At 76.7% G+C, this 21,322-nt stretch carries 20 protein-coding genes; 13 read left to right on the top strand and 7 right to left on the bottom strand.

Translation table 11 applies throughout. The features are described from left to right. Positions 1-155 precede the first annotated feature (155 nt). Positions 156-1,292 carry a glycosyltransferase family 4 protein gene (locus IEY75_RS08855; protein ID WP_189113757.1) on the top strand — a complete coding sequence of 379 codons (1,137 nt, stop codon included), beginning with the start codon at positions 156-158 and terminating at the stop codon, positions 1,290-1,292. A gap of 30 nt (positions 1,293-1,322) precedes the next feature. Here the strand turns inward: IEY75_RS08855 and IEY75_RS08850 are convergent, their stop codons facing one another. After that, positions 1,323-1,826, bottom strand: coding sequence for a hypothetical protein (locus IEY75_RS08850; protein ID WP_189113756.1), 504 nt, complete (start codon positions 1,824-1,826; stop codon positions 1,323-1,325). 83 nt (positions 1,827-1,909) lie between these two features. Beyond that, positions 1,910-2,200, bottom strand: a complete 291-nt coding sequence (locus IEY75_RS08845) for a GNAT family N-acetyltransferase (protein ID WP_189113755.1) — start codon at positions 2,198-2,200, stop codon at positions 1,910-1,912. Positions 2,201-2,224: 24 nt separating this feature from the next. Here IEY75_RS08845 and IEY75_RS08840 point away from each other — a divergent pair, with 24 nt between their 5' ends. Further along, a complete protein-coding gene (locus tag IEY75_RS08840; RefSeq protein ID WP_189113754.1) occupies positions 2,225-2,578 on the top strand; it encodes a hypothetical protein in 354 nt (117 codons plus the stop codon). Between the two features lie 6 nt (positions 2,579-2,584). On the opposite strand, the gene IEY75_RS08835 is transcribed toward IEY75_RS08840, so the two are convergent. Next, positions 2,585-3,556, bottom strand: coding sequence for an aldo/keto reductase (locus IEY75_RS08835; protein ID WP_189113753.1), 972 nt, complete (start codon positions 3,554-3,556; stop codon positions 2,585-2,587). Between the two features lie 98 nt (positions 3,557-3,654). Between IEY75_RS08835 and IEY75_RS08830 the strand changes: the two genes are divergently transcribed. Both IEY75_RS08830 and IEY75_RS08825 read left to right on the top strand, forming a co-directional pair. Continuing rightward, on the top strand, positions 3,655-4,458 hold the full coding sequence (locus IEY75_RS08830; RefSeq protein ID WP_189113752.1) for a methyltransferase domain-containing protein: 804 nt from the start codon (positions 3,655-3,657) through the stop codon (positions 4,456-4,458). Then, positions 4,455-5,465, top strand: coding sequence for an adenosine deaminase (locus tag IEY75_RS08825; protein ID WP_189113751.1), 1,011 nt, complete (start codon positions 4,455-4,457; stop codon positions 5,463-5,465). Before IEY75_RS08830 ends, IEY75_RS08825 begins: the two co-directional genes overlap by 4 nt. Before the next feature lie 35 nt (positions 5,466-5,500). On the opposite strand, the gene IEY75_RS08820 is transcribed toward IEY75_RS08825, so the two are convergent. The 3 genes from IEY75_RS08820 to IEY75_RS08810 all read right to left on the bottom strand — a co-directional run bounded on the left by IEY75_RS08820 (position 5,501) and on the right by IEY75_RS08810 (position 9,708). Further along, positions 5,501-7,342 (bottom strand): RICIN domain-containing protein, encoded by a 1,842-nt coding sequence (locus IEY75_RS08820; RefSeq protein ID WP_189113750.1) that lies wholly within the window; start codon positions 7,340-7,342, stop codon positions 5,501-5,503. Between the two features lie 240 nt (positions 7,343-7,582). After that, a complete protein-coding gene (locus tag IEY75_RS08815) occupies positions 7,583-9,001 on the bottom strand; it encodes a HAMP domain-containing protein (RefSeq protein ID WP_189113926.1) in 1,419 nt (472 codons plus the stop codon). Between the two features lie 20 nt (positions 9,002-9,021). Beyond that, positions 9,022-9,708, bottom strand: a complete 687-nt coding sequence (locus IEY75_RS08810) for a response regulator transcription factor (protein WP_189113749.1) — start codon at positions 9,706-9,708, stop codon at positions 9,022-9,024. 354 nt (positions 9,709-10,062) lie between these two features. Between IEY75_RS08810 and thrS the strand changes: the two genes are divergently transcribed. Both thrS and IEY75_RS08800 read left to right on the top strand, forming a co-directional pair. Then, positions 10,063-12,087, top strand: coding sequence for a threonine--tRNA ligase (gene thrS / locus IEY75_RS08805; RefSeq protein WP_189113748.1), 2,025 nt, complete (start codon positions 10,063-10,065; stop codon positions 12,085-12,087). After that, on the top strand, positions 12,084-12,608 hold the full coding sequence (locus tag IEY75_RS08800) for an HIT family protein (protein WP_189113747.1): 525 nt from the start codon (positions 12,084-12,086) through the stop codon (positions 12,606-12,608). The genes thrS and IEY75_RS08800 overlap by 4 nt, the downstream gene beginning before the upstream one ends. Positions 12,609-12,822: 214 nt before the next feature. Here the strand turns inward: IEY75_RS08800 and IEY75_RS08795 are convergent, their stop codons facing one another. Beyond that, complete coding sequence (locus IEY75_RS08795) at positions 12,823-14,943, bottom strand: elongation factor G-like protein EF-G2 (protein WP_189113746.1); 2,121 nt, start codon at positions 14,941-14,943, stop codon at positions 12,823-12,825. Between the two features lie 179 nt (positions 14,944-15,122). Here IEY75_RS08795 and pgsA point away from each other — a divergent pair, with 179 nt between their 5' ends. From pgsA to pdxT, 7 genes are all read left to right on the top strand, one after another. Continuing rightward, positions 15,123-15,734: a phosphatidylinositol phosphate synthase gene (gene pgsA, locus IEY75_RS08790; protein ID WP_189113745.1), complete on the top strand. Its 612-nt coding sequence runs from the start codon at positions 15,123-15,125 to the stop codon at positions 15,732-15,734. Further along, positions 15,731-16,627: a phosphatidylinositol mannoside acyltransferase gene (locus tag IEY75_RS08785; protein WP_229789465.1), complete on the top strand. Its 897-nt coding sequence runs from the start codon at positions 15,731-15,733 to the stop codon at positions 16,625-16,627. Before pgsA ends, IEY75_RS08785 begins: the two co-directional genes overlap by 4 nt. After that, complete coding sequence (locus tag IEY75_RS08780; RefSeq protein WP_189113744.1) at positions 16,627-17,796, top strand: glycosyltransferase family 4 protein; 1,170 nt, start codon at positions 16,627-16,629, stop codon at positions 17,794-17,796. Before IEY75_RS08785 ends, IEY75_RS08780 begins: the two co-directional genes overlap by 1 nt. Before the next feature lie 59 nt (positions 17,797-17,855). Beyond that, positions 17,856-18,401 (top strand): hypothetical protein, encoded by a 546-nt coding sequence (locus IEY75_RS08775; RefSeq protein WP_189113743.1) that lies wholly within the window; start codon positions 17,856-17,858, stop codon positions 18,399-18,401. 75 nt (positions 18,402-18,476) lie between these two features. Continuing rightward, positions 18,477-19,388 (top strand): pyridoxal 5'-phosphate synthase lyase subunit PdxS, encoded by a 912-nt coding sequence (pdxS, locus tag IEY75_RS08770; RefSeq protein WP_189113742.1) that lies wholly within the window; start codon positions 18,477-18,479, stop codon positions 19,386-19,388. A gap of 64 nt (positions 19,389-19,452) precedes the next feature. Continuing rightward, entirely contained in the window at positions 19,453-20,634 is a 1,182-nt protein-coding gene (locus IEY75_RS08765; protein ID WP_189113741.1) for a serine hydrolase domain-containing protein, read from the top strand. A gap of 35 nt (positions 20,635-20,669) precedes the next feature. Next, entirely contained in the window at positions 20,670-21,320 is a 651-nt protein-coding gene (gene pdxT, locus IEY75_RS08760; protein WP_189113740.1) for a pyridoxal 5'-phosphate synthase glutaminase subunit PdxT, read from the top strand. The last annotated feature ends 2 nt before the right edge of the window (positions 21,321-21,322 follow it).

Below are 21,322 nucleotides of genomic sequence, written 5' to 3'. Positions count from 1 at the left end.
TGGATGCATTCCAACACATCTATGCGGTGCCGCCTGCCCCGGCGGCCGGGCCCGGGCCGCCGCCGACTGGCCGACACCCGTGTCCGCCGTGGGGTACCTAAGGCGAGATGTCATGGTTCAGGTTTATTTGCCGCCGACTGGGGCAGTCGCGCGGAGTGTCACGGGTAGCGATCATCTCCAGCAACCTCACCGCCGTCGACCTCACCGCGCCGCGGCCCGGCCGGGGCGCCGCCGACGCGGCCCGCCTGGCCGAGCTGGCCGCCGCGCTGGCGGCGGTGGACCACGAGGTGCGGCTGTACGCGCGCGGCCCGGCCGGCCCCGCGACGGCGCTGGCCGACGGCGTCACGCTGGTCGCCGTACCCACGCCGCCCGCCGGCCAGGTCGAGGCCGTCGTCGCCGGCTGGCTGGCCGCGCACTGGTCGGCCGGCGCCTGGGTGCCCGACGTGGTGCACGCCCTGGGCGGCCCGGCCGGCCGGGCCGCGGTCGGCCCCGCCCACGACTGCGGCGCGACCGTCGTCCAGTCGGTGTACGGGCTGGCCACCCCGGACGGCGCCGCCCGCGGTCGGGTCAGCCGCACGGTCGGCCGGCTCGCCGACCGGGTGGTCGTCAGCAGCCAGGCCGAGTGCGAGACGCTGGTCGGCTGGGGCGTGCCGCGCGGACACGTCAGCGTGGTGCCGCCCGGCGTCGACCCCGTGCGCTTCCACCCCGCCGGCCCCGTGGCCCCGCGCGGCGTCGACACCCCGCGGCTGCTGGTCGTCGGGCGGCCCGGTGCCGACCACGGGCACGCCGACCTGGCGGCGGCGCTGCGCTGGATCCCCGCCGCGGAGTGCGTCGCGGTCGGCGCCGAGGGGGAGGACGCCCGGTGGCTGGAGACGGTCGCCCGGGCGGCCGGGGTGGAGGACCGCTTCGTCGCGCTGCCGGCGGTGCCCCCGGGGGACCTGCCGGCCTGGTACCGCTCCGCCGACCTCGTGCTCTGCCCGTCCCGGACGATGGGCCGGCACGCCCCGGCCCTGGAGGCGATGGCCTCCGGGGTACCGGTGGTGGCCACCGCGGTGGGCGGCCTCGCCGACGCCGTGGTCGACGGGCTCACCGGCGACCTCGTCCCGGCCGGCGCCCCGCGCGCGCTCGGCGCCGCCGCGCGGCGGCTGCTGCGCGACGACGTGCGCCGGATGGCGTACGCGACGGCCGGGCTCGACCGCGCCCGGCACTGCTACTCCTGGAGCCGCTGCGCCACCCAGCTCGCCGGGGTCTACGCCCAGGCGGCCGGGCGCCGCAGCACCGTCGACGCGTAGGAGTCGACGCGCAGGAGGTCGGCGGGGGTGCTAGTCGGCGCAGGCGGCGGCCAGCGTGTCGCGGAACCGGCGCTCGGCGTCGGTCACCTGCTCCCCGCCCAGCCCCAGCACCCCGCCGGTGCGGGTCGCGCCGATCACCGCGTCGGCGACGGACACCAGCCAGTGCAGGTAGGCGCCGCGCTCGCCCTCGTCCACCCGGTCGCCCAGCAGCGCCCGGGCGATCCGCGCCCGCTCCACCGCGTCCTTGGCGGCGACCTGCGGGTCGGCCGGCGTGATGGTGGGGGGAACCTCGCCGGCCTCCGGGTCGCCGACGCGGTGCAGCAGGGCCACCGCCACCGCGTTGACCAGCGGGCTGGCCGACTCGCGGCCCGCCGAGATCACCTCGTGGCCGGCCGCGCTCTCGGCCTGGGTCCGGCGGCTGCCGTCGTTCTCGACCGCGCTGGCGGCCGTCACGACGGCCTCGGGCAGGCCGACGAGCAGGCTCCACTCCCCGTCGGAGAAGCCCCACTGGTCGCGTACACCGTGATCTGTCATGCGCACCAGCGTCGCACGCCGCGCCGCCGCCCGCGCGTCGGCGTCCGCCGGTCGGGTGGCGGCCGGCCCGCACGCCGCCGCCCCTACCCGGCGTCGCCGACGGCGAGGTCGGCGTACTCCGGGTGGCGGGCCAGGACGTGGCCGACGAAGGGGCAGACCGGGACGACGCGGCGTCCGCTGGCCCGGATCTCGTCGAGCGCCCGGGTGACCAGCGTCGTGGCGATGCCGTCGCCGCGGCGGGCGGGATCGACGCCGGTGTGGGTGAGGGCCAGCACCTCGCCGCGGAGCTGGTAGTCCAGCACGCCGACCTCGTCGGCACCGGCGCGGGCGACGAAGCGGTGCTGGTCCGGCTGCTCTGTGACCGTAATGTCCATGCGCGACCACGTTACTCTGACGCCATGACTTCTCGGCACCCCGTCCCCGGTACCTGCGGCGCGCGTCGGGCCGCGTCCCTCGCGGCGGCGGCCGTCCTGGCCGCGGGCCTGCTCGCGGGCTGCGGCGGCAACAACTCCGACACCCGCTGCGACCTGAACTCCTGCACGGTGACGTTCAACGGGGTGGACGCCAGCGCGAGCATCCTCGGCGTCGAGGCCAAGGTGCTCGGCGTCCAGGGCGAGCAGGTCACGCTCCAGGTCGCCGGCCAGCAGGCGACGCTCAACGTCGGGCAGCAGGCGGTCGACGTCGGCGGCTTCCAGGCGACGCTGCAGAGCGCGGACGCCGACCGCGTCGTCGTGCGGATCGCCCGTCCCTGACGCCGCTCACCAGCGGTGGTGCACCTGCGGCCGGACCAGTTCGTCGTACACGTCGACGATCCGGGCCTGCGCGTCGACGTGCAGCGGGCGCAGGTCCGCCGCGGTGGCGTTGGCCCGCGCCTGGGCCGGCGTCCGCGCGCCGGGCAGCGCGCTGGTCACCCCGGGCTGGTCGATGATCCAGCGCAGCGCGAACTGCGCCATCGGCACACCCGGCGGGACGGCCTGCTCCAGCGCCCGGACCGCCGCGAGCCCGGTGGCGAAGTCGACGCCCGCGAAGGTCTCGCCGTCGTCGTCCTCCCGGCGCGCCGCGCACCGGGGGTCGCCGTCGGCGAAGGCGGTGCCCTCGTGGTACTCGCCGCACAGCAGGCCGCTGGCCAGCGGCACCCGGGCGAGCACGGCGACGCCGGCCGCTGCCGCGGCCGGCAGCACCTCCTCGATGGCCTTGGGGCGCAGCGGGTTGAGGACCACCTCCACCGTGGCCACGTGCGGCCGGGCGATGGCGGCCAGGGCGTCCTCGCAGGTGCGGGCGCTGACGCCGTAGCCGGTGGTCCGCTTCTCGTCGACGAGCACGTCGAGGGCGTCGAACACGGCGTCGCGGCGGCACACCTCGCGGGGCGGGCAGTGCAGGTGGACCAGGTCCAGCACGTCCACGCCGAGGTTGGCGCGGGAGCGGTCGGTCCAGGTCCGGAAGTGGTCGAGGTCGTAGGCCCCGGGCGCCGCGCGCTGGCCCATCCTGGTGGCGACGACGACGCGGGTCAGCGGGTGGGCCGCCAGATACCGGCCGACGATCCGCTCGCCGACTCCGTCGCCGGAGTCGTCCGCGGTGTCGATCAGGGTCACCCCGGCGTCCACCGCCGCGGCGACCGTGGCCAGGGCCAGGTCCTCGTCCACCGCACCCCGGCCGCCGCCGTACCGGGCGCTGCCGAGGCCGATCACGCTGACCTCGGTACCCAGGCGCGGAATCGGTCGACTGTCCACGGTCCGCAGCTTACTCGTAGCTGGTTGCAACGCGACTACAACCGTCAGTAGTGTATGCACGTGCCAAGACGTACGTACGGTTTTCTGAGGAGTGGCCCATGTGGGACCCGACCGCGTACCTGCGCTTCGCCGACCATCGCTCACGCCCCTTCGCCGAACTGCTGGCCCGCGTCCTGCTCGACGACCCCCGCCGCATCGTCGACCTCGGCTGCGGGCCCGGCCACCTGACCGCCCAGCTCGCCGCCCGGTGGCCGCGTGCCGACGTCAGCGGCGTCGACGCCGACCCGGCCATGGTCGCGCGGGCCACCGCCGACCACCCCCGCCTGCGGTTCACCGCGGGCGACGCCCGGGAGTGGACCCCGCCGGCCGACCTCGACCTGCTGGTCTGCCACGCCGTGCTCCAGTGGGTGCCCGGCCATCCGGCGCTGCTCGCCCGCTGGGCCGGCGAGCTGCCCGCGCGCTCGTGGGTTGCCGTCCAGGTGCCGGGCAACAACGACACCGCCGCGCACCGGATCGTCCGCGAGGTCGCCGGCTCGCCGCCCTGGCGCAGCCGGCTCGCCGCGGTCGCGGTACCCCGGCCGGTGCCCGACCCGGTCGACTACGCCGCGCTCCTGCACGGCACGGGCGCCGCCGCCGACGTCTGGGAGACCACCTACGTGCACCTGCTGCCGGCGCCGGCCGGCGAGGCCCACCCGGTGCTGCGCTGGCTGGAGGGCACCGGGCTGCGGCCGGTCCGCGCCGCGCTGCCCGGGGACGCGGACTGGCAGCGGTACCGCGAGGCCGTGCAGGAGCGCCTGGCGCGCGCGTACCCGGTGCGCGACGGCGTGGTCTACTACCCGTTCCGCCGGATCTTCGTCGCGGCGCAGGTGCGCGCCGCCCACGCCGTGGAGGCTGCCGCGTGACCGACCTCGCCGACTTCATCGCCGGCCTGCCCAAGGTGGAGCTGCACGTCCACCACGTGGGCTCGGCGTCGCCGCGGATCGTCGCCGACCTGGCCGCCCGCCACGAGGGCAGCACCGCCGTGCCCGCCGACCCGGCGAAGCTCGCCGACTACTACGCCTTCCGCGACTTCGCCCACTTCATCGAGGTCTACCTCAGCGTCGTCGACCTGGTCCGGGACGCGGCGGACGTCCGGCTGCTGACCTACGAGGTGGCCCGCGACCTGGCCGCCCAGCAGGTCCGGTACGCCGAGCTGACCCTGACCCCCTTCTCCCACGTGCGGCGCGGCATCCCCGCGCCCGAGTACTGCGCCGCCGTGGAGGACGCCCGCCGCGCCGCGGAGGCCGACTTCGGGATCGCCCTGCGCTGGTGCTTCGACATCCCCGGCGGGCTGGAGCCCGACGCCGCGCAGGTGACCCTCGACATCGCCCTGCGGGAACGCCCCGACGGCCTGGTCAGCTTCGGCCTCGGCGGACCCGAGGTGCCCCGGGCGCCGTTCGCCCCGTACTTCGCCCAGGCCCGCGCGGCCGGCCTGCACTCCGTCCCGCACGCGGGCGAGACCAGCGGGCCGCAGTCCGTGTGGGACGCCCTGCGCCACCTCGGCGCGCAGCGCATCGGCCACGGCATCGACTGCGTCCGGGACGAGGCGCTGGTGGCGCACCTGCGCGAGCGGCAGGTGCCGCTGGAGGTGTGCCCGACCTCCAACGTGTGCACCCGCGCCGTGTCCAGCCTGGAGGAGCACCCGCTCAAGCAGATGGTGGACGCCGGCCTGTTCGTCACCGTCAACTCCGACGACCCGCCCATGTTCGGCACGACCCTGAACCGGGAGTACGCCGTCGCGGCCTCGCTGCTGGGCCTGGACGCGGCCGGCGTCACCCGGCTGGCGCAGCAGGCCGTCCGGGCCTCCTTCCTGCCCGATCCCGACAAGCGCAGGCTGCTGGCCGCCCAGCGGGAGTACCTGGACCGCTGAGTCGCCCGGCGGCGGGGTGCACCCGGCGGCGCGGGTCAGTCCGCGGCGGGCAGGGCGTGCCAGCGCTGGCTGCGGAACTCGCGGTCGCGCTGGAGGGTGAGCAGGTGCGCCTCGCCGAACCGCGGCCGGGCCACCCCCACCACGAGGTCGCCGGCCGCGGCCGACGTCACGGCCAGCCCGGCCGGCGTGCGGCGCAGCCGCCAGCGCTGCGCGCGCGAGCCGTCGCAGGCGGTCGAGGCCAGCACCGCCCCGGCGGCGACCCCGCCGCGCGGGGCCAGGCAGCGCCCGTCCGCGGCGACGAACTGGACCTCGTCGCCGCCGGCCGGCCGGGTCTGCCAGCTCTGGCCGGCGGTGGTGTCCGGCGGGCCGAGCACCGCCGGGGCGCCGCCGCGCCCGGCGGCCAGCTCGACCGCGCCGCCGGTCAGCGCGTCGCGGAGGGTGACCGCGCCCGCGGCGTCCGCCGGCACCCCGGTGCGGACCCGCTGCGCGTCGGTGTGCGGCCGCAGGGCGCCGCCGGCGCCGGCGATCCACACCCGCACGTCGTAGGCGCGCGCCGGGCGCAGGCCCACCAGGCGCGCGGCCGGCGCGCCGAGGGTGCCCACCGGCCGGTCGTCCACGACGACGGTGTAGTTGGCCGCGCGCCCGGCGGCCGGCCAGGTGAGCGTGACGGCGCTCGCCGACTCCGCCGCCGCCCGCAGCGGCCGGCCGGTCCCGGCGGCCGGGGCGGTGGGCGCGGCCGGCGTCGGCGTCGGCGTCGGGGTGGCCGTGCGCGTCGGCGCCGGGCCGGGGGGCGGGGAGGGCAGGCTGGCCGACGGCTGCGGCGTGGGCGCGGCGGCCGGCGGCGCGGCGGCCGGCAGGACCGGCGTGACGTCCGCGGCCGCCTCCGCGTTGCCGCGGACCAGGAACGGGCTGCCCGCCGACGCGCCCCCGGTCGGCTCCCGCGGGTCGCCGAGCAGCCGGTCGAGCTGGCGCGCGGTCGTGTCCTCCCCCCAGCAGCCGGCGTCCACCCGCGCGAAGGTCGGCGACGGCCGGCGCGGGTCCGGGCCGTGGGTGGAGATGCCGCAGTAGACGTGCGCGTCGGCGAAGGCCAGATAGGCGCGGTCGCCGCGGGCGAACCCGCGCTCGCGCAGCGCCGCCACCGTGCCGGTGAAGGTGCCCAGCGCGGCGGCCGGCAGCCCGACCTCGCGGACGTCGGGCCGGCAGTCCCCGGTGGTGGCGTACCGCACCGGCGCGTCCGCGCCGCGGGTGCGCTCCTGCGCGGCGACGGCCCAGCCGCGGATCGAGTCGCGGTACCGGGCGGCCTGGCTGCTGGCGCCCTCGGGGTACAGGTACAGCAACTGCACCCGTGGGTCGCTGCGCCCGTCGGCCTGGCAGACGACGCCCTCGCGCAGGTGGAACCGGTGGGCCGGCGCCAGGCCGGGCAGGGTGTCGTCGACCGCGACCGCGCCCGCCTCGCGCAGCAGGTCCCGGGCGCGCGGCGGCGGGCCGTCGTCGCGCGTGGGCAGGGCGGGCGCCGGAGCGACGGCGCCCGCGGGCGGCACGGTCGCGCCGAGGTCGACGCCGGCCGGCGCCGGGTCGGGGCCGAGGGTGCAGGTCCGGCGGTCGGTGACCTCGTACCCGCCCACGCACGGCGCGTCGTCGTCGGCCGGTGTCAGCTCCTGGTACACCAGGCCCAGCCGGGGGTTGTCCGGCGGCGCGGCGCCCACCGGGCGCGGGGCGCCCAGGCGCACGTCGACCAGGTCCGGTGCGACCCCCAGGCCCAGCCCGACCGCGGCGATGGCGGCGGTGACGGCGACCCGCCCCCGGCTGAGTCGCGGGCCACGCCGACGGCGCGGGCGGACCGGGACGGGCCGCGCTGTCTTCCGCCGCGCTGGCACCACTGTCTCCTGCCGCTGTAGAGGGACGCGCGGTGGGGCGGGTGCTGTGGGGGCTGCCACGCCCCACCGCGCGTGGGGCTCTTCCGGACCGGCGATCTGGGGGATGCACTGCGGCCGACGTCCGGAAGGAACCGGATGGGATTGACCTGAAGGCTAGCCAGCGACGGCGGCGCGGGGGAACTCACTTAACCGATCCCTAAGGAAGACTTGCGCCGCGGCGCACACCGGGTGCGACGCCGCTCACCGCCCGCTGCGGCGCTGCCGGGGCCACAGCGGGCCGCCGGGCTCGCCGGCCAGCCGGCCGACCAGGCCGAACCGGTTCGGCACGGGCATCGCGGCCTCGGCGTCGCGGAACAGCATGACCACGCTGGCGCCGCCGAGGCGGGCGCGGTCCACGCTCACCGAGCCGGCCGCCGACAGCGTGGCCCGGCGGGCGATGTCCAGCCCCAGCCCGGTCGAGCCGGTGTCGCTGGCCCCCCGGCGCAGCGCCCGGTCGGGGTCGCTGATGCCCGGCCCGCCGTCGTCGACGCGGACCGCCACGTACCCGTCGCGCCGCGACACCGCCACCTCGAACGGCGTGCCCTGCGGCGTGTACCGGAACACGTTGCCCAGCACCGCGTCCAGCGCCGCCACCAGCTCGGTCCGGGACACCCGCACCGGCGCCGGCCGCCCCGTGCCGAGCACGGCGCACGGCCGCTCCTGGTCGCCGGCCACCGCCGACCAGAAGTGCATCCGGTCGCGGACGACCTCGGTGGCGTCGCAGAACTGGTCGCCGCTGGGCTCGGCGGCCACGACCTCCCGCGTCGCGCGGATCAGGACGTCGATCTCGTGCTCCAGGCTCGCCACCGCCTGCCGGATCCGGCGCAGGGTGCGCCGCCGGTCGGCCTCCTCCTCGGTACCGAGGAACAGCTCGCCGGTGTCCAGCGCGTTCCCGTCGGGCTCGGGGGCCCCGACCAGCGTGTCGGCGTCCAGCCGCAGCACGGTCAGCGGGGTGCGCAGCCGGTGCGACAGGTCGGCGACCAGCTCGCGCTCGTTGGTCCGGGACTGGGCGAGCCGGTCCGCCATCCGGTTGAACGCCGCGCACGCGTCGGCCAGCTCCCGCGGACCCGCGGGCGCGACCCGGGCGGCGAGGTTGCCGTCGCCGAGGGCCAGCGCCGCCGCCCGCAGGTTGCGGGCCGGCCGGGTGATCCGGCGGGCCAGGACATCGCCGAGCAGCACGTACCCGGCGACGATGACGCCCGCGCCGCCCCAGCCGAACCAGCCCCGCCCGGCGCCGCCGCCGCGCAGCCGGTCCGCGGGCACGAACGCCTCGACCACGGCCGTGCGCTCGCCGATCTGTACCGGCAGCAGGTGGACGGCCCCGCCGGCGACGGCGTGCTCGGCGGCCGCGGCGGCGTCGGCGGCGCGCTCGACGTGCGCCTCGCCGACCCAGGATTCGACGTCCGGGCGGCCGGGCAGCCCGTGCACCCGGACGGTCTCCCCGGCCCGGGCCAGCGCGTCGGCGACGGCGGCCTCCCGACCGGTCAGCGCCAGCACCTCGGCGACGGCGGCGGCCCGGGTGTGCGCCTCGCCCAGCGCCTCGGCGCGGGCGGCCCGGTCGAGCAGGACCAGCGCCGGCACGATCGTGGCGAGGGCGGTGAGGGTGCCCAGCGCCAGCATGGCGGCGCCGACCGACATCCTCAGGCCGGTGCCACCAACCGAAAGCCCACCCCCCGCACGGTGTGCAGGAACCGCGGCTTGGCCGCGGACTCGCCCAGTTTCCGCCGGAGCCAGTACAGGTGCACGTCGATCGTCTGGTCCTCGCCGAGCGCCGGCTGCCGCCATACTTCCTCCAGCAACTCCCGCCGCGACACCACCTGGCCCGGCCGGGCGGCCAGGTAGGCGAGCAGGTCGAACTCCTTGCGGGTCAGGTGCAGTGCCGACCCGTCGAGCGTGGCGAGCCGCTGGCCGACGTCGACGTGCAGCCCGCCGATCTGGTGCGAGGTCGGCGACTGCCGGGCCGGCCGGCCGGCCCGGCGCAGCACCGAGGTGATCCGCGCCTCCAGGTGCGCGGCCGTGAACGGCTTGACCATGTAGTCGTCGGCGCCGGCCCGCAGCAGCCGGACGATGGCCTGCTCGTCGTCGCGCGCCGTCGCGATGATGATGGGGACGTCGGTCAGGCCGCGCAGCATCCGCAGGGCGTCGGACCCGTCCAGGTCCGGCAGCCCGAGGTCGAGGACGACCAGGTCGGGCGCCCCGTCGGCGACCCGGCGCAGCGCCTCCAGCGCCGTGCCGACGGCGTGCACGGCGTGCCCGCGGTCGGTCAGCGACCGCTGCATGGCGCCGCGCACGACGTGATCGTCCTCGACGAGTAGAAGCGACGCCATGCGTGCACCGTAGTCCGTATCCGGCGGCTGATGACCCTCCGATGAGCCAGGACTGTCCGCCCGAGGTGGCGAACACCGGTAAATGCCTCGATCCGGCCGGTCGGGGCCTGCCGGCCCGGCCCGGCGCGTGGGCGGGCACCGGCGGCCCGGGGCGGCGGGCGCGGGCGATTCGGGACCGGTGCTGCGGCGACCGCGGCGGTGCAGGCGGATAGCATCAGGGCGGTTCGCCGCACGACGGCCGTCTCCGGGCGGCTGTCCCGGAGGCCGTCCCCGGCGGCGGTCCCCCGGGTGGCCGGCACCGCCGCCGGGGTCCCGCGCCGTCCGGTCCGCCGATCCGCTGCCCGAGGAGTTCCCGTGTCGCCTGCCGCACAGTCCGCCCCGACCGCCGACACCGACGCCCCCCTCGTCGTACCGGCCGGCACGACGTGCGCGGCCGCGGTGTCCGCGGCCGGGCTGCCCGCCGACGGCGCCCGCGCGGTGGTCGTCGTGCGCGACGCCGAGGGCCGGCTGCGGGACCTGGCCTGGGCGCCGGACGCCGAGGCGACCGTCACCCCCGTCCGCGTCGACTCGCCGGACGGCCTGGACGTCCTGCGCCACTCCGCCGCGCACGTGCTGGCCCAGGCGGTGCAGGATCTGTTCGGTGAGGCCAGGCTGGGCATCGGCCCGCCGATCCGGGACGGCTTCTACTACGACTTCGACGTCGCCACACCGTTCACCCCGGACGACCTGAAGAAGCTCGAAAAGCGGATGCAGGAGATCGTCAAGGCGGGGCAGACCTTCCAGCGGCGCCGCTTCGACTCCCTGGAGGAGGCCCGGGCCGAGCTGGCGGCCGAGCCGTACAAGCTGGAGCTGGTCGACCTCAAGGGTGACGTCGACGACGCCGAGGTGATGGAGGTCGGCGGCGGCGAGCTGACGATCTACGACAACGTCGACCCGAAGACCGGCCGGCGCTGCTGGGGCGACCTGTGCCGCGGCCCGCACCTGGCCTCCACGAAGCTGATCGGCGCGTTCGCGCTCACCCGCAGCGCCGCCGCGTACTGGCGGGGGAGCGAGAAGAACCCCCAGCTCCAGCGGGTCTACGGCACCGCCTGGCCGACCCGGGACGCGCTGAAGGCGCACCGGACCCTGCTGGAGGAGGCCGCCCGCCGCGACCACCGCAAGCTCGGCAGCGACCTGGACCTGTTCTCCTTCCCCGACGAGGTCGGCTCCGGCCTGCCGGTGTTCCACCCCAAGGGCGGGATCATCCGGCGCGAGCTGGAGAACTACTCGCGCGAGGCGCACGAGCGCGCCGGCTACTCGTTCGTCAACACCCCGCACATCACCAAGGGCCACCTGTTCCAGACCTCCGGGCACCTCGACTGGTACGCCGACGGCATGTTCCCGCCGATGGAGGTCGACGGCGCGGACTACTACCTCAAGCCGATGAACTGCCCGTTCCACAACCTGATCTTCCGGGCGCGCGGGCGGTCGTACCGGGAGCTGCCGCTGCGGCTGTTCGAGTTCGGCACGGTCTACCGGTACGAGAAGTCCGGGGTCGTGCACGGCCTGACCCGGGTGCGCGGCCTGACCATGGACGACGCGCACATCTACTGCGCCGCCGACCAGCTCCGCGAGGAGCTGGCGCGCACGCTGCGGTTCGTGCTGGACCTGCTGGCGGCGTACGGGCTGGAGGACTTCTACCTCGAACTGTCCACCCGGGACCCGCACAAGTCCGTCGGCGACGACGCCCAGTGGGAGGTCGCCACCGACACCCTGCGCGAGGTCGCCGAGTCCTCCGGCCTGGAACTGGTCCCGGACCCGGGCGGCGCCGCCTTCTACGGTCCCAAGATCTCGGTCCAGGCGCGCGACGCCATCGGCCGGACCTGGCAGATGTCGACCGTGCAGCTCGACTTCAACCTGCCGGAGCTGTTCGGGCTGGAGTACCAGGCCGCCGACGGCACCCGGCAGCGGCCGGTGATGATCCACCGGGCGCTGTTCGGCTCGATCGAGCGGTTCTTCGGCATCCTCACCGAGCACTACGCGGGGGCGTACCCGGCCTGGCTGGCGCCGGTCCAGGTCGTCGGCATCCCCATCCGCGACGACCACGCCGGCTACCTGGACGGGTTCGTCGCGCGGCTGCGCGAGCACGGCATCCGGGCCGAGGTCGACGCCGGGGACGACCGGATGCAGAAGAAGATCCGCAACGCGCAGCAGCAGAAGATCCCGTTCATGGCGCTGGCCGGCGACGAGGACGTGGCGCAGGGGACGGTCTCGTTCCGGTACCGCGACGGCTCGCAGCGCAACGGCGTGCCGCTGGCCGACGCGGTCGCCCACGTCGTCGAGGTCGTCCGCTCGCGGGTCAACGCCGGGCCGTCCGCCGCCGCCGACGGCGCCGCATGAGGCCGGGGGAGCCCGACGGGCTGGAGCGGCTGTGGACGCCGCACCGGATGGCGTACGTCAAGGGCGACGTCCGGCCGGCCGACGGCGGGGCGGAGCGCGCGGGCTGCCCGTTCTGCCAGGCGCCGGACGGGCCGAGGGAGGAGTCGCTGATCGTCGCGCGCGGCACCCACGCGTTCGTGGTCCTGAACCTGTACCCGTACAACCCCGGCCACCTGCTCGTGTGCCCGTACCGGCACGTCCCCGACTACACCGACCTGACGGTGCCGGAGACGGCCGAGGTCGCGCACCTCACCCAGACGGCGATGCGGGTGGTCCGGCAGGTCAGCGGCGCCCACGGCTTCAACCTCGGGATGAACCAGGGCGGCGTCGCGGGGGCGGGCATCGCCGCGCACCTGCACCAGCACGTCGTGCCGCGCTGGGGCGGCGACGCCAACTTCATGCCGGTGGTGGCCCGGACCAAGGTGCTGCCGCAGCTCCTCACCGACACCCGCGACCTGTTCGCCGCCGCCTGGCCCGCCTGACGGGCACCCGGCGGGCGGAAACCGCCGCCCGGCCCGGCATCCTCGGTGCGTCCGCGACGACAGCTCCAACCTGTCTTCCTAGGATGCGTTACGGGGTGTGACGCGCTGCCGGCGACCAGAGCTGTCGACGTGCGTGGCCGCCGCGGCGACCACGCACGAGGCGGGATGCGGGAGAACGGCACCAGTGGGCGGCCGGGGCGGCGCGCCCGGGGGCTCAGCGCGTCGGCGGCGCGGGCGCGTAGTGGGCGAAGGCCCGGGTGAAGGTGCCGGCGCCGGAGGTGAGGGCGCGCAGCTCGACGGCGTAGCGCACCAGCTCCGCCGCGGGCACCTCGGCGCGGACCAGCGCCAGATCCGGCCGGGCCGCGTCGGCCTCGGTGCCCAGGACGTGGGCGCGCCGGGCCGGCAGGTCGCTCATCACCGCGCCGACGAGCGCCTCGGGCACCCGGACGCGCACCTCGTCCACCGGCTCCAGCAGGATCACCGCCGCCGCGGCGGCGTCCCGCAGCGCCAGGCCGGCGGCCGCCTGGAAGGCGGCGTCCGAGGAGTCGACGCTGTGCGCCCGGCCGTCGACGAGCGTCACCTGTACGTCCACCACCGGGTGGCCGGCCAGCAGGCCCCTGGCGAGCTGCGCCCGCGCGCCCTTCTCCACCGACGGCACGTACTGGTGCGGCACCGACCCGCCGACGATCTTGTCGACGAACACGATGCCGGTACCCCGCGGCAGCGGCTCGACCAGCAGGTCCACGATCGCGTACTGGCCGTGCCCGCCGGACTGCTTGACGTGCCGGCCGTGCCCGCGCGCGGTCCCGGCGAAGGTCTCCCGCAGCGCCACCCGCACCGGCTCGGTGGCCACCTCGACGCCGCCGGTGCGCAGGTGGTGCAGCGCGACCTCCGCGTGCGCCTCGCCCATGCACCACAGCACGAGCTGGCCGGTGTCCGCGCTGCGCTCCAGCCGCATGGCCGGGTCGCCGACGACGAGGCGGCCCAGGTTGCGGGCCAGCGCGTCCTCGTCGGCCCGGGTGCCGGCCCGCACGGCCACCGGCAGCAGCGGCTCGGGCGGGTCCCACGGCGCGATCAGCCGTGGGTCGGCCGGGTCGGAGAGCGTGTCGCCGGTCTGGGCGGTGCCGGACTTGGCGATCGCGCACAGGTCGCCCGCGATGCCGGCGGGGACCTCGCGGAGCTGGGCGCCGAGGGGGGCGTACACGTGGGCGACCCGCTCGTCGGCGTCGTGGGTGGCCGGCCCGCGCGCGGCGAGCGCGTGCCCGGCCACGTGCACCGTGGCCTCCGGCCGCAGCGTGCCGGAGAACACCCGGACCAGCGACACCCGGCCCAGGTACGGGTCGACGGTGCTCTTGACGACCTCGGCGGCCAGCGGCCCGGCCGGGTCGCAGGCCAGCGCGGGGCACGGCGCCCCGGCGGGCGTGGTGACGGCGGGGGAGCCGTGCTCCAGGGGACTGGGAAACCCGGTGGCCAGCAGGTCGAGCAGGGCGCCGAGGCCGAGGCCGGTACCGGCGCACACCGGCACCACCGGGTAGAAGTGGCCGCGGGCGACGGCGCGCTCCAGGTCGGCGAGGACCACCGCGGGGTCCATGGCCTCCCCGGCCAGGTACCGGTCCATCAGGCCCTCGTCCTCGCTCTCGGCGATGATCGCCTCCAGGAGCTGTCCGCGGGCCTCCGCGGCGGCGGACAGCTCCGCGTCGGTGGCGGCGCGCTCCCGGGGGCCGCCACCGGTACCCGGGGCGCGCACCCGCCCGGCGAGCAGGTGCAGCACGTCGTCGCCGGGCAGGAGTAGCGACAGCGGCAGCACGGCGTCGGCGGCGTCCTCGCCGCCGAGGATGCGCTGGCAGAGGGCCACGGTGTCGTCGTAGTCGGCGCGGGGGTGGTCGAGCCGGGTCACGGCGATGGCGCGCGGCATCCCGACCGCGGCGCACTCCTGCCACAGGGTCGCGGTGGCGATGTCGACGCCCTCGGCCGCCGACACGACGAACAGCGCCGCGTCCGCCGCCCGCAGGCCCGCCCGCAGCTCGCCCACGAAGTCGGCGTACCCGGGGGTGTCCAGCAGGTTGATCTTCACGTCGCCGTGCCGGAGCGGGGCGCAGCACAGGGTGGTCGACCGGCCCTGCGCGACCGAGGCCGGGTCGCTGCCGCACACGGTGCCGCCGACGGCGACGTCCCCGGCCCGGGCGATCGCGCCGGCCGCGACGAGCAGCGCCTCCACGAGGGTCGTCTTGCCGGCGCCGCTGTGGCCCACCACGGCGACGTTGCGGATGGCGGCCGGCCCGTCGGCGGTCGGTGCCGGCCCGGCGGCGACGCGGTCGGAACCCTTCTGCGCCATCGGCGTACCTCCTCGGTACTCGGGTGGGCGCTCGCGCCCCCTGGCGATGAGTCTGCCGCACGAACTGGGCTTTTCGGGCAGGTGTGCGTCAGCCCGACGGTGAAACCGGCCGCCACCACCCCGCCGGGGGGACTCCGGTCGCCGGGCCCGGCGACCGCCGCGGATAGGGTGGAGCGGCCATGGCGAAGATCTTCAGTGTGTCCGCGCGCGTGGGTGTCGGCCGCGTCGTCGAGCCGGTCGCCCGCGGGCTGCTGCGCACCGGCTTCACCCCCAACGCCGTCACGGTCCTCGGCACGGTCGGGGTCCTGGGCGGCGCCCTGCTCGGCGCGCGGGGCTGGCTGCTCGCGGCCGCCGCCGTCGTCACCCTGTTCGCCCTCACCGACGTGGTGGACGGGACGATGGCCCGGCTGCGCGGCGGGTCCACCCGCTTCGGCGCCCTGCTGGACTCCAGCCTGGACCGGGTCGCCGACGGCGCGGTCTTCGGCGCCGTCGCCTTCTGGGCGGCCGGCCAGGGCGACGACCTCGCCCTGGTGGCGGCCCTGGTCTGCCTCGCCGGGGGGCAGGTGGTGTCCTACGTCAAGGCCCGCGCCGAGGGGTTGGGCCTGCGCTGCGACGTGGGCATCGCCGAGCGCTTCGAGCGGCTGGTCCTCGTCGGCATCGGCGCCGTGCTCACCGACGGCGTCGGCCTGCCCTGGGGGATGGCGGCCGCGCTGTGTCTGCTGGGGGTCCTCACCGTCGTGACCATCGGGCAGCGGATCCTCGCCGCCCGTGCCGAGGCGCCGCCCCCGTGAGCGACCGGCTGACCGCCTGGGGCTACGCGGCAAGCTGGCGACTGGCGCGGGCGCTGCCGGAGCCGGTCGCGGCGGCGGCCTCCCGCGCGGTGGCGGACCTGGCCACCCGGCGCGGCGGGAGGCCGGTCGAGACGCTGCGGGACAACCTGCGCCGGGTCGTCGGCGCGCAGGTCCCCGGCCCCGCGCTGGAGCACCTGCTCCGGTGCGCGATGCGCTCGTACGCCCGGTACTACCTGGAGGCGTTCCGGCTGCCCGCGCTGCGCCCGGACCAGCGCCGGGAGTGTTTCCGGCTGGCCGGCGCCGTGCGGCTCGCCGCCGACGTCGCGGCCGGCCGCGGCGCCGTGCTGGCCCTGCCGCACGCCGGCAACTGGGACGCGGCCGGGGCGTGGGTCGCCGCGCAGGGCTGGCCGGTCGTGACGGTCGTGGAGCGGCTGGAGCCGGCGGCGCTGTACGCGCGGTTCCTGGACTTCCGGCGGGGCCTCGGCTTGGAGATCCTCCCGCTGACCGGCGGCGACCGGCCGCCGCTGCGGGTCCTGGTCGAGAAGCTGCGCGCCGGGTACGTGGTCCCGCTGCTCGCCGACCGGGACCTGGGCGGCAGCGGCGTGCCCGTCAGGTTCTTCGGCGGCCGGGCGCGGATGCCCGGCGGCCCGGCGATGCTGGCCCTGCTCACCGGTGCCCCGCTCTACACGGTGCGGATGTGGTACGACGCCGAGGGGCCGGCCGGCGCCCTGGAGGGGCCGCTGCCGCTGCCCGCCGACGGGCCGCGGGCGCAGCGGGTCGGCCGGCTCACCCAGGAGATCGCCGACCGGTTCGCCGCCGGCATCGCCGCGCACCCCGCCGACTGGCACATGCTCCAGCCCCTGTGGGACGACGCGTCGGCGGGTGCGGCCTGATGCGCGTCGGCATCGTGTGCCCCTACTCCTTCGACGTCCCCGGCGGGGTCCAGGGCCACATCCGCGACCTGGCCGAGACGCTGGCCGGCCTGGGGCACCGGGTGAGCGTGCTGGCCCCGGCCCACGACGAGGACGCCCTGCCGGCGTACGTGGTCAGCGCCGGGCGGGCCGTGCCGGTGCCGTACAACGGCTCGGTGGCGCGACTGGCGTTCGGCCCGCTGTCGGCGGCGCGGGTGCGGCGCTGGCTGGCGGCCGGCGACTTCGACGTCCTGCACGTGCACGAGCCCCTCTCGCCCAGCCTCAGCCTGCTGGCCGTGCTCTGCGCCCGGGGCCCCGTGGTGGCGACCTTCCACACGGCGATGACCCGCTCGCGGGCGATGGCCGCGGCGCAGAACGTGCTGCAACTGGTGCTGGAGCGGATCACCGCCCGGATCGCCGTCAGCGCGCTGGCCCGCCGGGTCCAGGTCGAGCACCTCGACGGCGGCGCGGTGGAGATCCCCAACGGCGTGGCCGTGGCGGCCTTCCGCGACGCCGTAGCGCTGCCGGACCTGCCCGGCCCGTGCGGCCCCGGCCACGGCGGCACGGTCGGCTTCCTGGGCCGGTACACCGAGCCGCGCAAGGGCTTCCCGGTGCTGCTGGAGGCGTTCGACCGGCTGGCCGCCCGGCGGCCGGGGGTACGGCTGCTGGTGGCCGGCCGCGGGGACCGGCAGTCGGCCCTGGCCCAGCTCCCGGCCGCGCGGCACGACCAGGTGACCTTCCTCGGCATGGTCTCCGACGAGGCGAAGGCCCGGATGCTGCGCAGCGTCGACGTCTACGTCGCCCCCAACACCGGCGGCGAGTCCTTCGGCATGATCCTCACCGAGGCGATGGCCGCCGGGGCGCCGGTGGTCGCCAGCGACCTGGACGCCTTCCGCCGGGTGCTCGACGGCGGGGCGGCCGGGGTGCTCTTCCCCACGGGCGACGCCGCGGCCCTCGACGCGGCCCTGGGCGCCCTGCTGGACGACCCGGCCGGCCGCGCGGAGCTGGCCGCGCGCGCCGGCCGGGCCGTGGCCGCCTACGACTGGCCGCTGGTCGCCGGCCGGGTCCTGGAGGTGTACGCGACCGCGATCGAGGCGGTCAGCGGCCGGGTCGTGGACACCGCGCTGCCGCTCGACCTCGACGTGGTGTAACGACGGCCACGCCCACCGGGGGGTCGCGGGCCTCGCGGCGCCGCCGGGGGCCGCCTACGATGCCGGACATGCTCTACACGGCGGTGCTGCTCGCGGTCCTGGTCCTCGCCCTCTACCTCGCGGCGACGACGGCCCGGGTCAACCGGCTGCACGCGCGCGCGGGCGCCGCGGCCCGGGCACTGGACGCCCACCTGGTCCGGCGGGCCGCCGCGGCCGCCGTCCTCGCCGAGCGGCTCCCCGCGCCGCTGCTCTACGCGGCCGCCCGCGGGGCCCTCGACGGCGCTCCCGGCGACCGGGAGGCCGCCGAGAACGCCCTCACCCGCCAGCTCCGGGCGGTGGCGGCGCGCTGCGACGTGGGCGAGCCGGTCCGGGCGGCCAGCCGCCGGGTTGCGGTGGCCCGGCAGGTGCACACCGACCTGGTCCGGGACGCGTTGGCGGTGCGGCGCCTGCGGCCGGTGCGGCTGCTGCGCCTGGCCCAGCAGCACGCCCTGCCGGCGTACTTCGACATCGACGACCCGGCCCTGGCCGGGGCGCCGGCCCCCGTGCCCGTCGGCGCCGGTGCGGCAGGAGTGAGAACGGCCACAGCGCAGGCCACCGGGGACTGATTGGCCGTCGGGGCGGGCGCGCGCCGCGGCGTAGCATGAGCCGCGAATCACCCCTGCCCGAGGAGCTGAACCGCCGTGTCCGCGAACGCCGAGAACGACCAGACCACCGCCACCGGCACCGCCCGCGTCAAGCGCGGCATGGCCGAGATGCTCAAGGGCGGTGTGATCATGGATGTCGTCACGCCCGCGCAAGCCAAGATCGCCGAGGACGCCGGCGCCGTCGCCGTGATGGCGCTGGAGCGGGTGCCCGCCGACATCCGCGCCCAGGGCGGCGTCTCCCGGATGAGCGACCCGGACATGATCGCCGGCATCATCGACACCGTGTCGATCCCCGTCATGGCCAAGGCCCGGATCGGGCACTTCGCCGAGGCGCAGATCCTCCAGGCCCTCGGCGTCGACTACGTCGACGAGTCCGAGGTGCTGACCCCGGCCGACTACGCCAACCACATCGACAAGTGGGCGTACACGGTGCCCTTCGTCTGCGGCGCCACCAACCTCGGGGAGGCGCTGCGCCGGATCACCGAGGGCGCGGCGATGATCCGGTCCAAGGGCGAGGCCGGCACCGGCGACGTCTCCAACGCGACCACGCACATGCGCCAGATCCGCGGCGAGCTGCGCCGGCTGGCCTCGCTGCCGGCCGACGAGCTGTACGTCGCGGCCAAGGAGCTCCAGGCGCCCTACGAGCTGGTCCGGGAGGTCGCGGAGACCGGCAGGCTGCCGGTCGTCCTGTTCACCGCCGGTGGCATCGCCACCCCGGCCGACGCGGCGATGATGATGCAGCTCGGCGCCGAGGGCGTGTTCGTCGGCTCCGGCATCTTCAAGTCCGGCAACCCCGCCCAGCGCGCGGAGGCGATCGTCAAGGCCACCACCTTCTACGACGACCCCGACGTCCTGGCCAAGGTCTCGCGCGGCCTGGGCGAGGCCATGGTCGGCCTCAACGTGGACGAGATCCCGGTGCCGCACCGGCTCGCCGAGCGTGGCTGGTGACCCACAGCGTCCTCCCAGCTACGCGCACAGCTCCCTCATAGCTTTTCGCGCCACGATGGCCGGCATGTCTCTCCCCTCCCGCCGCGGGCGGCCCGGGCGTGCAGGCCGGCCGTCGGCGGCCCTCCTGTGCGTCGGGCTCCTCGCCGCCACCGCCACCGCGTGCGATGCCGTCAGCCTCCGCTCCCCGCACTCGGCCGCGCTGGACTGCGCCGCCGTGGGCGAGCGGCAGGGCCGGTCGTTCTACGACCGCGGCCGCCCGCTGGAGGACCCGCGCGAGGACTCCGCGGACTGGGCCGCCGCCGCACCGGGCGACGTCGGCCTGGACGCCGGGGGCGTCGAGGCGGCCGGCGACTGGCTGGCCGAGCAGCGCGGGCTGCGCAGCATGGTGCTCGTGCGCCACGGCAAGCTCGCCTACGAGCGGTACTTCCGCGACGGCGCGCGCGAGCAGAGCAACAACGTGCACTCCGCCTCCAAGAGCATCCTGCAGGCGGTGACCGGCATCGCCGTGGCACAGGGCAAAATCAAGAGCCTCGACGCCCCCCTGTCGGCGTACCTGCCGCAGTACGCGCCGGCCGGGTCCGCCGCGGGCGCCATCACGGTCGGCCAGCTCCTGAGCATGTCCTCGGGCCTGCGCTGGCGCGAGGACGAGACCGAGGAGCAGATCGAGGCCGCCGACGACTGGGTGGGCGCCATCCTCGCCCTGCCGCGCACCGCCGACGCCGGATTCACGTACAGCACCGGCAACACCCATGTGCTCTCGGCGGTACTCGCCGCGGCCACGGGCATGAGCACCTGCGCGTACGCCGACCAGGTGCTGTTCACCCCGCTGGGCATCGCGCCGGAGCGCTGGATCCAGGACCCGCAGGGCGTCTACGCCGGCGGCTACAACATGTACCTGACCGCCCGGGAGCTGGCCAGGTTCGGCCAGCTCTACCTGGCCGACGGGGTGTGGGGCGGCAACCAGGTGGTCCCGAAGGACACCGTCGCCCAGTCCCGCACCGTCACGGCCACCCGGGTCCGGCAGCCCGGCTTCCAGTACGCGTCGGGCTGGTGGGCCACCGAGGTCGCCGGGCACCCGGTCCAGCTCGCGTGGGGCTTCGGCGGCCAGTACGTCGCCGTCGTCCGGGACCTCGACCTGGTCGTGACCACCACGCAGAACACCCAGGGCGACGGCGACCGGGCGGAGAACCGGGAACTCGACATCCGCCAGTTCCTCGCCGACTTCGTCGTCCCCGCGGTCCGGTAGCCGCACCGGCGCGGGCGCCCCCTAGGCTGCGGGGCATGAACGCTGATCCGACCGTCGGGGTGCTCGCGCTGCAGGGCGACGTCCGGGAACACCTGGCGGCGCTGGCCGAGTGCGACGTGATCGCCCGGCCGGTCCGCCGCCGGGAGGAGATCGCCTCGGTCGACGGCCTGGTCCTGCCCGGCGGCGAGTCCACGACGATGAGCAAGCTGGTGGACACGTTCGGCGTCCGCGACCTCATCGCCGCCCGGATCGCCGACGGCCTGCCCGCCTACGGCTCCTGCGCCGGGATGATCATGTTGGCCCGCACCGTCCTGGACGGGCGGCCCGACCAGCGCGGCTTCGACGGCATCGACATGGTCGTGCGCCGCAACGCGTTCGGCCGCCAGGTCGACTCGTTCGAGGCGCCCGTCGACCTGGCCGGCGTCGAGGGCGGGCCGGTGCGCGCGGTGTTCATCCGCGCCCCGTGGGTCGAGTCCGTCGGCGCCGGCGTCGAGGTCCTCGGCCGGGTCGCCCCCGGCACGGCCACGGGCGGCGTCGATGCGGCCGCCGCCGACGGCGCCGCCGCCAGCGGTAGGATTGTCGCGATTCGGCAGCAGCGACTGCTCGCCACCTCGTTCCACCCGGAGCTGACGGGCGACCTGCGCGTCCACCGGATGTTCGTGGAGATGGTGCGGGCGGCGGCCTAAGA

Source organism: Pilimelia terevasa (assembly GCF_014647915.1).
Classification (GTDB): Bacteria; Actinomycetota; Actinomycetes; order Mycobacteriales; family Micromonosporaceae; genus Pilimelia; species Pilimelia terevasa.
This window is presented reverse-complemented; position numbering and strand designations above follow the sequence as displayed.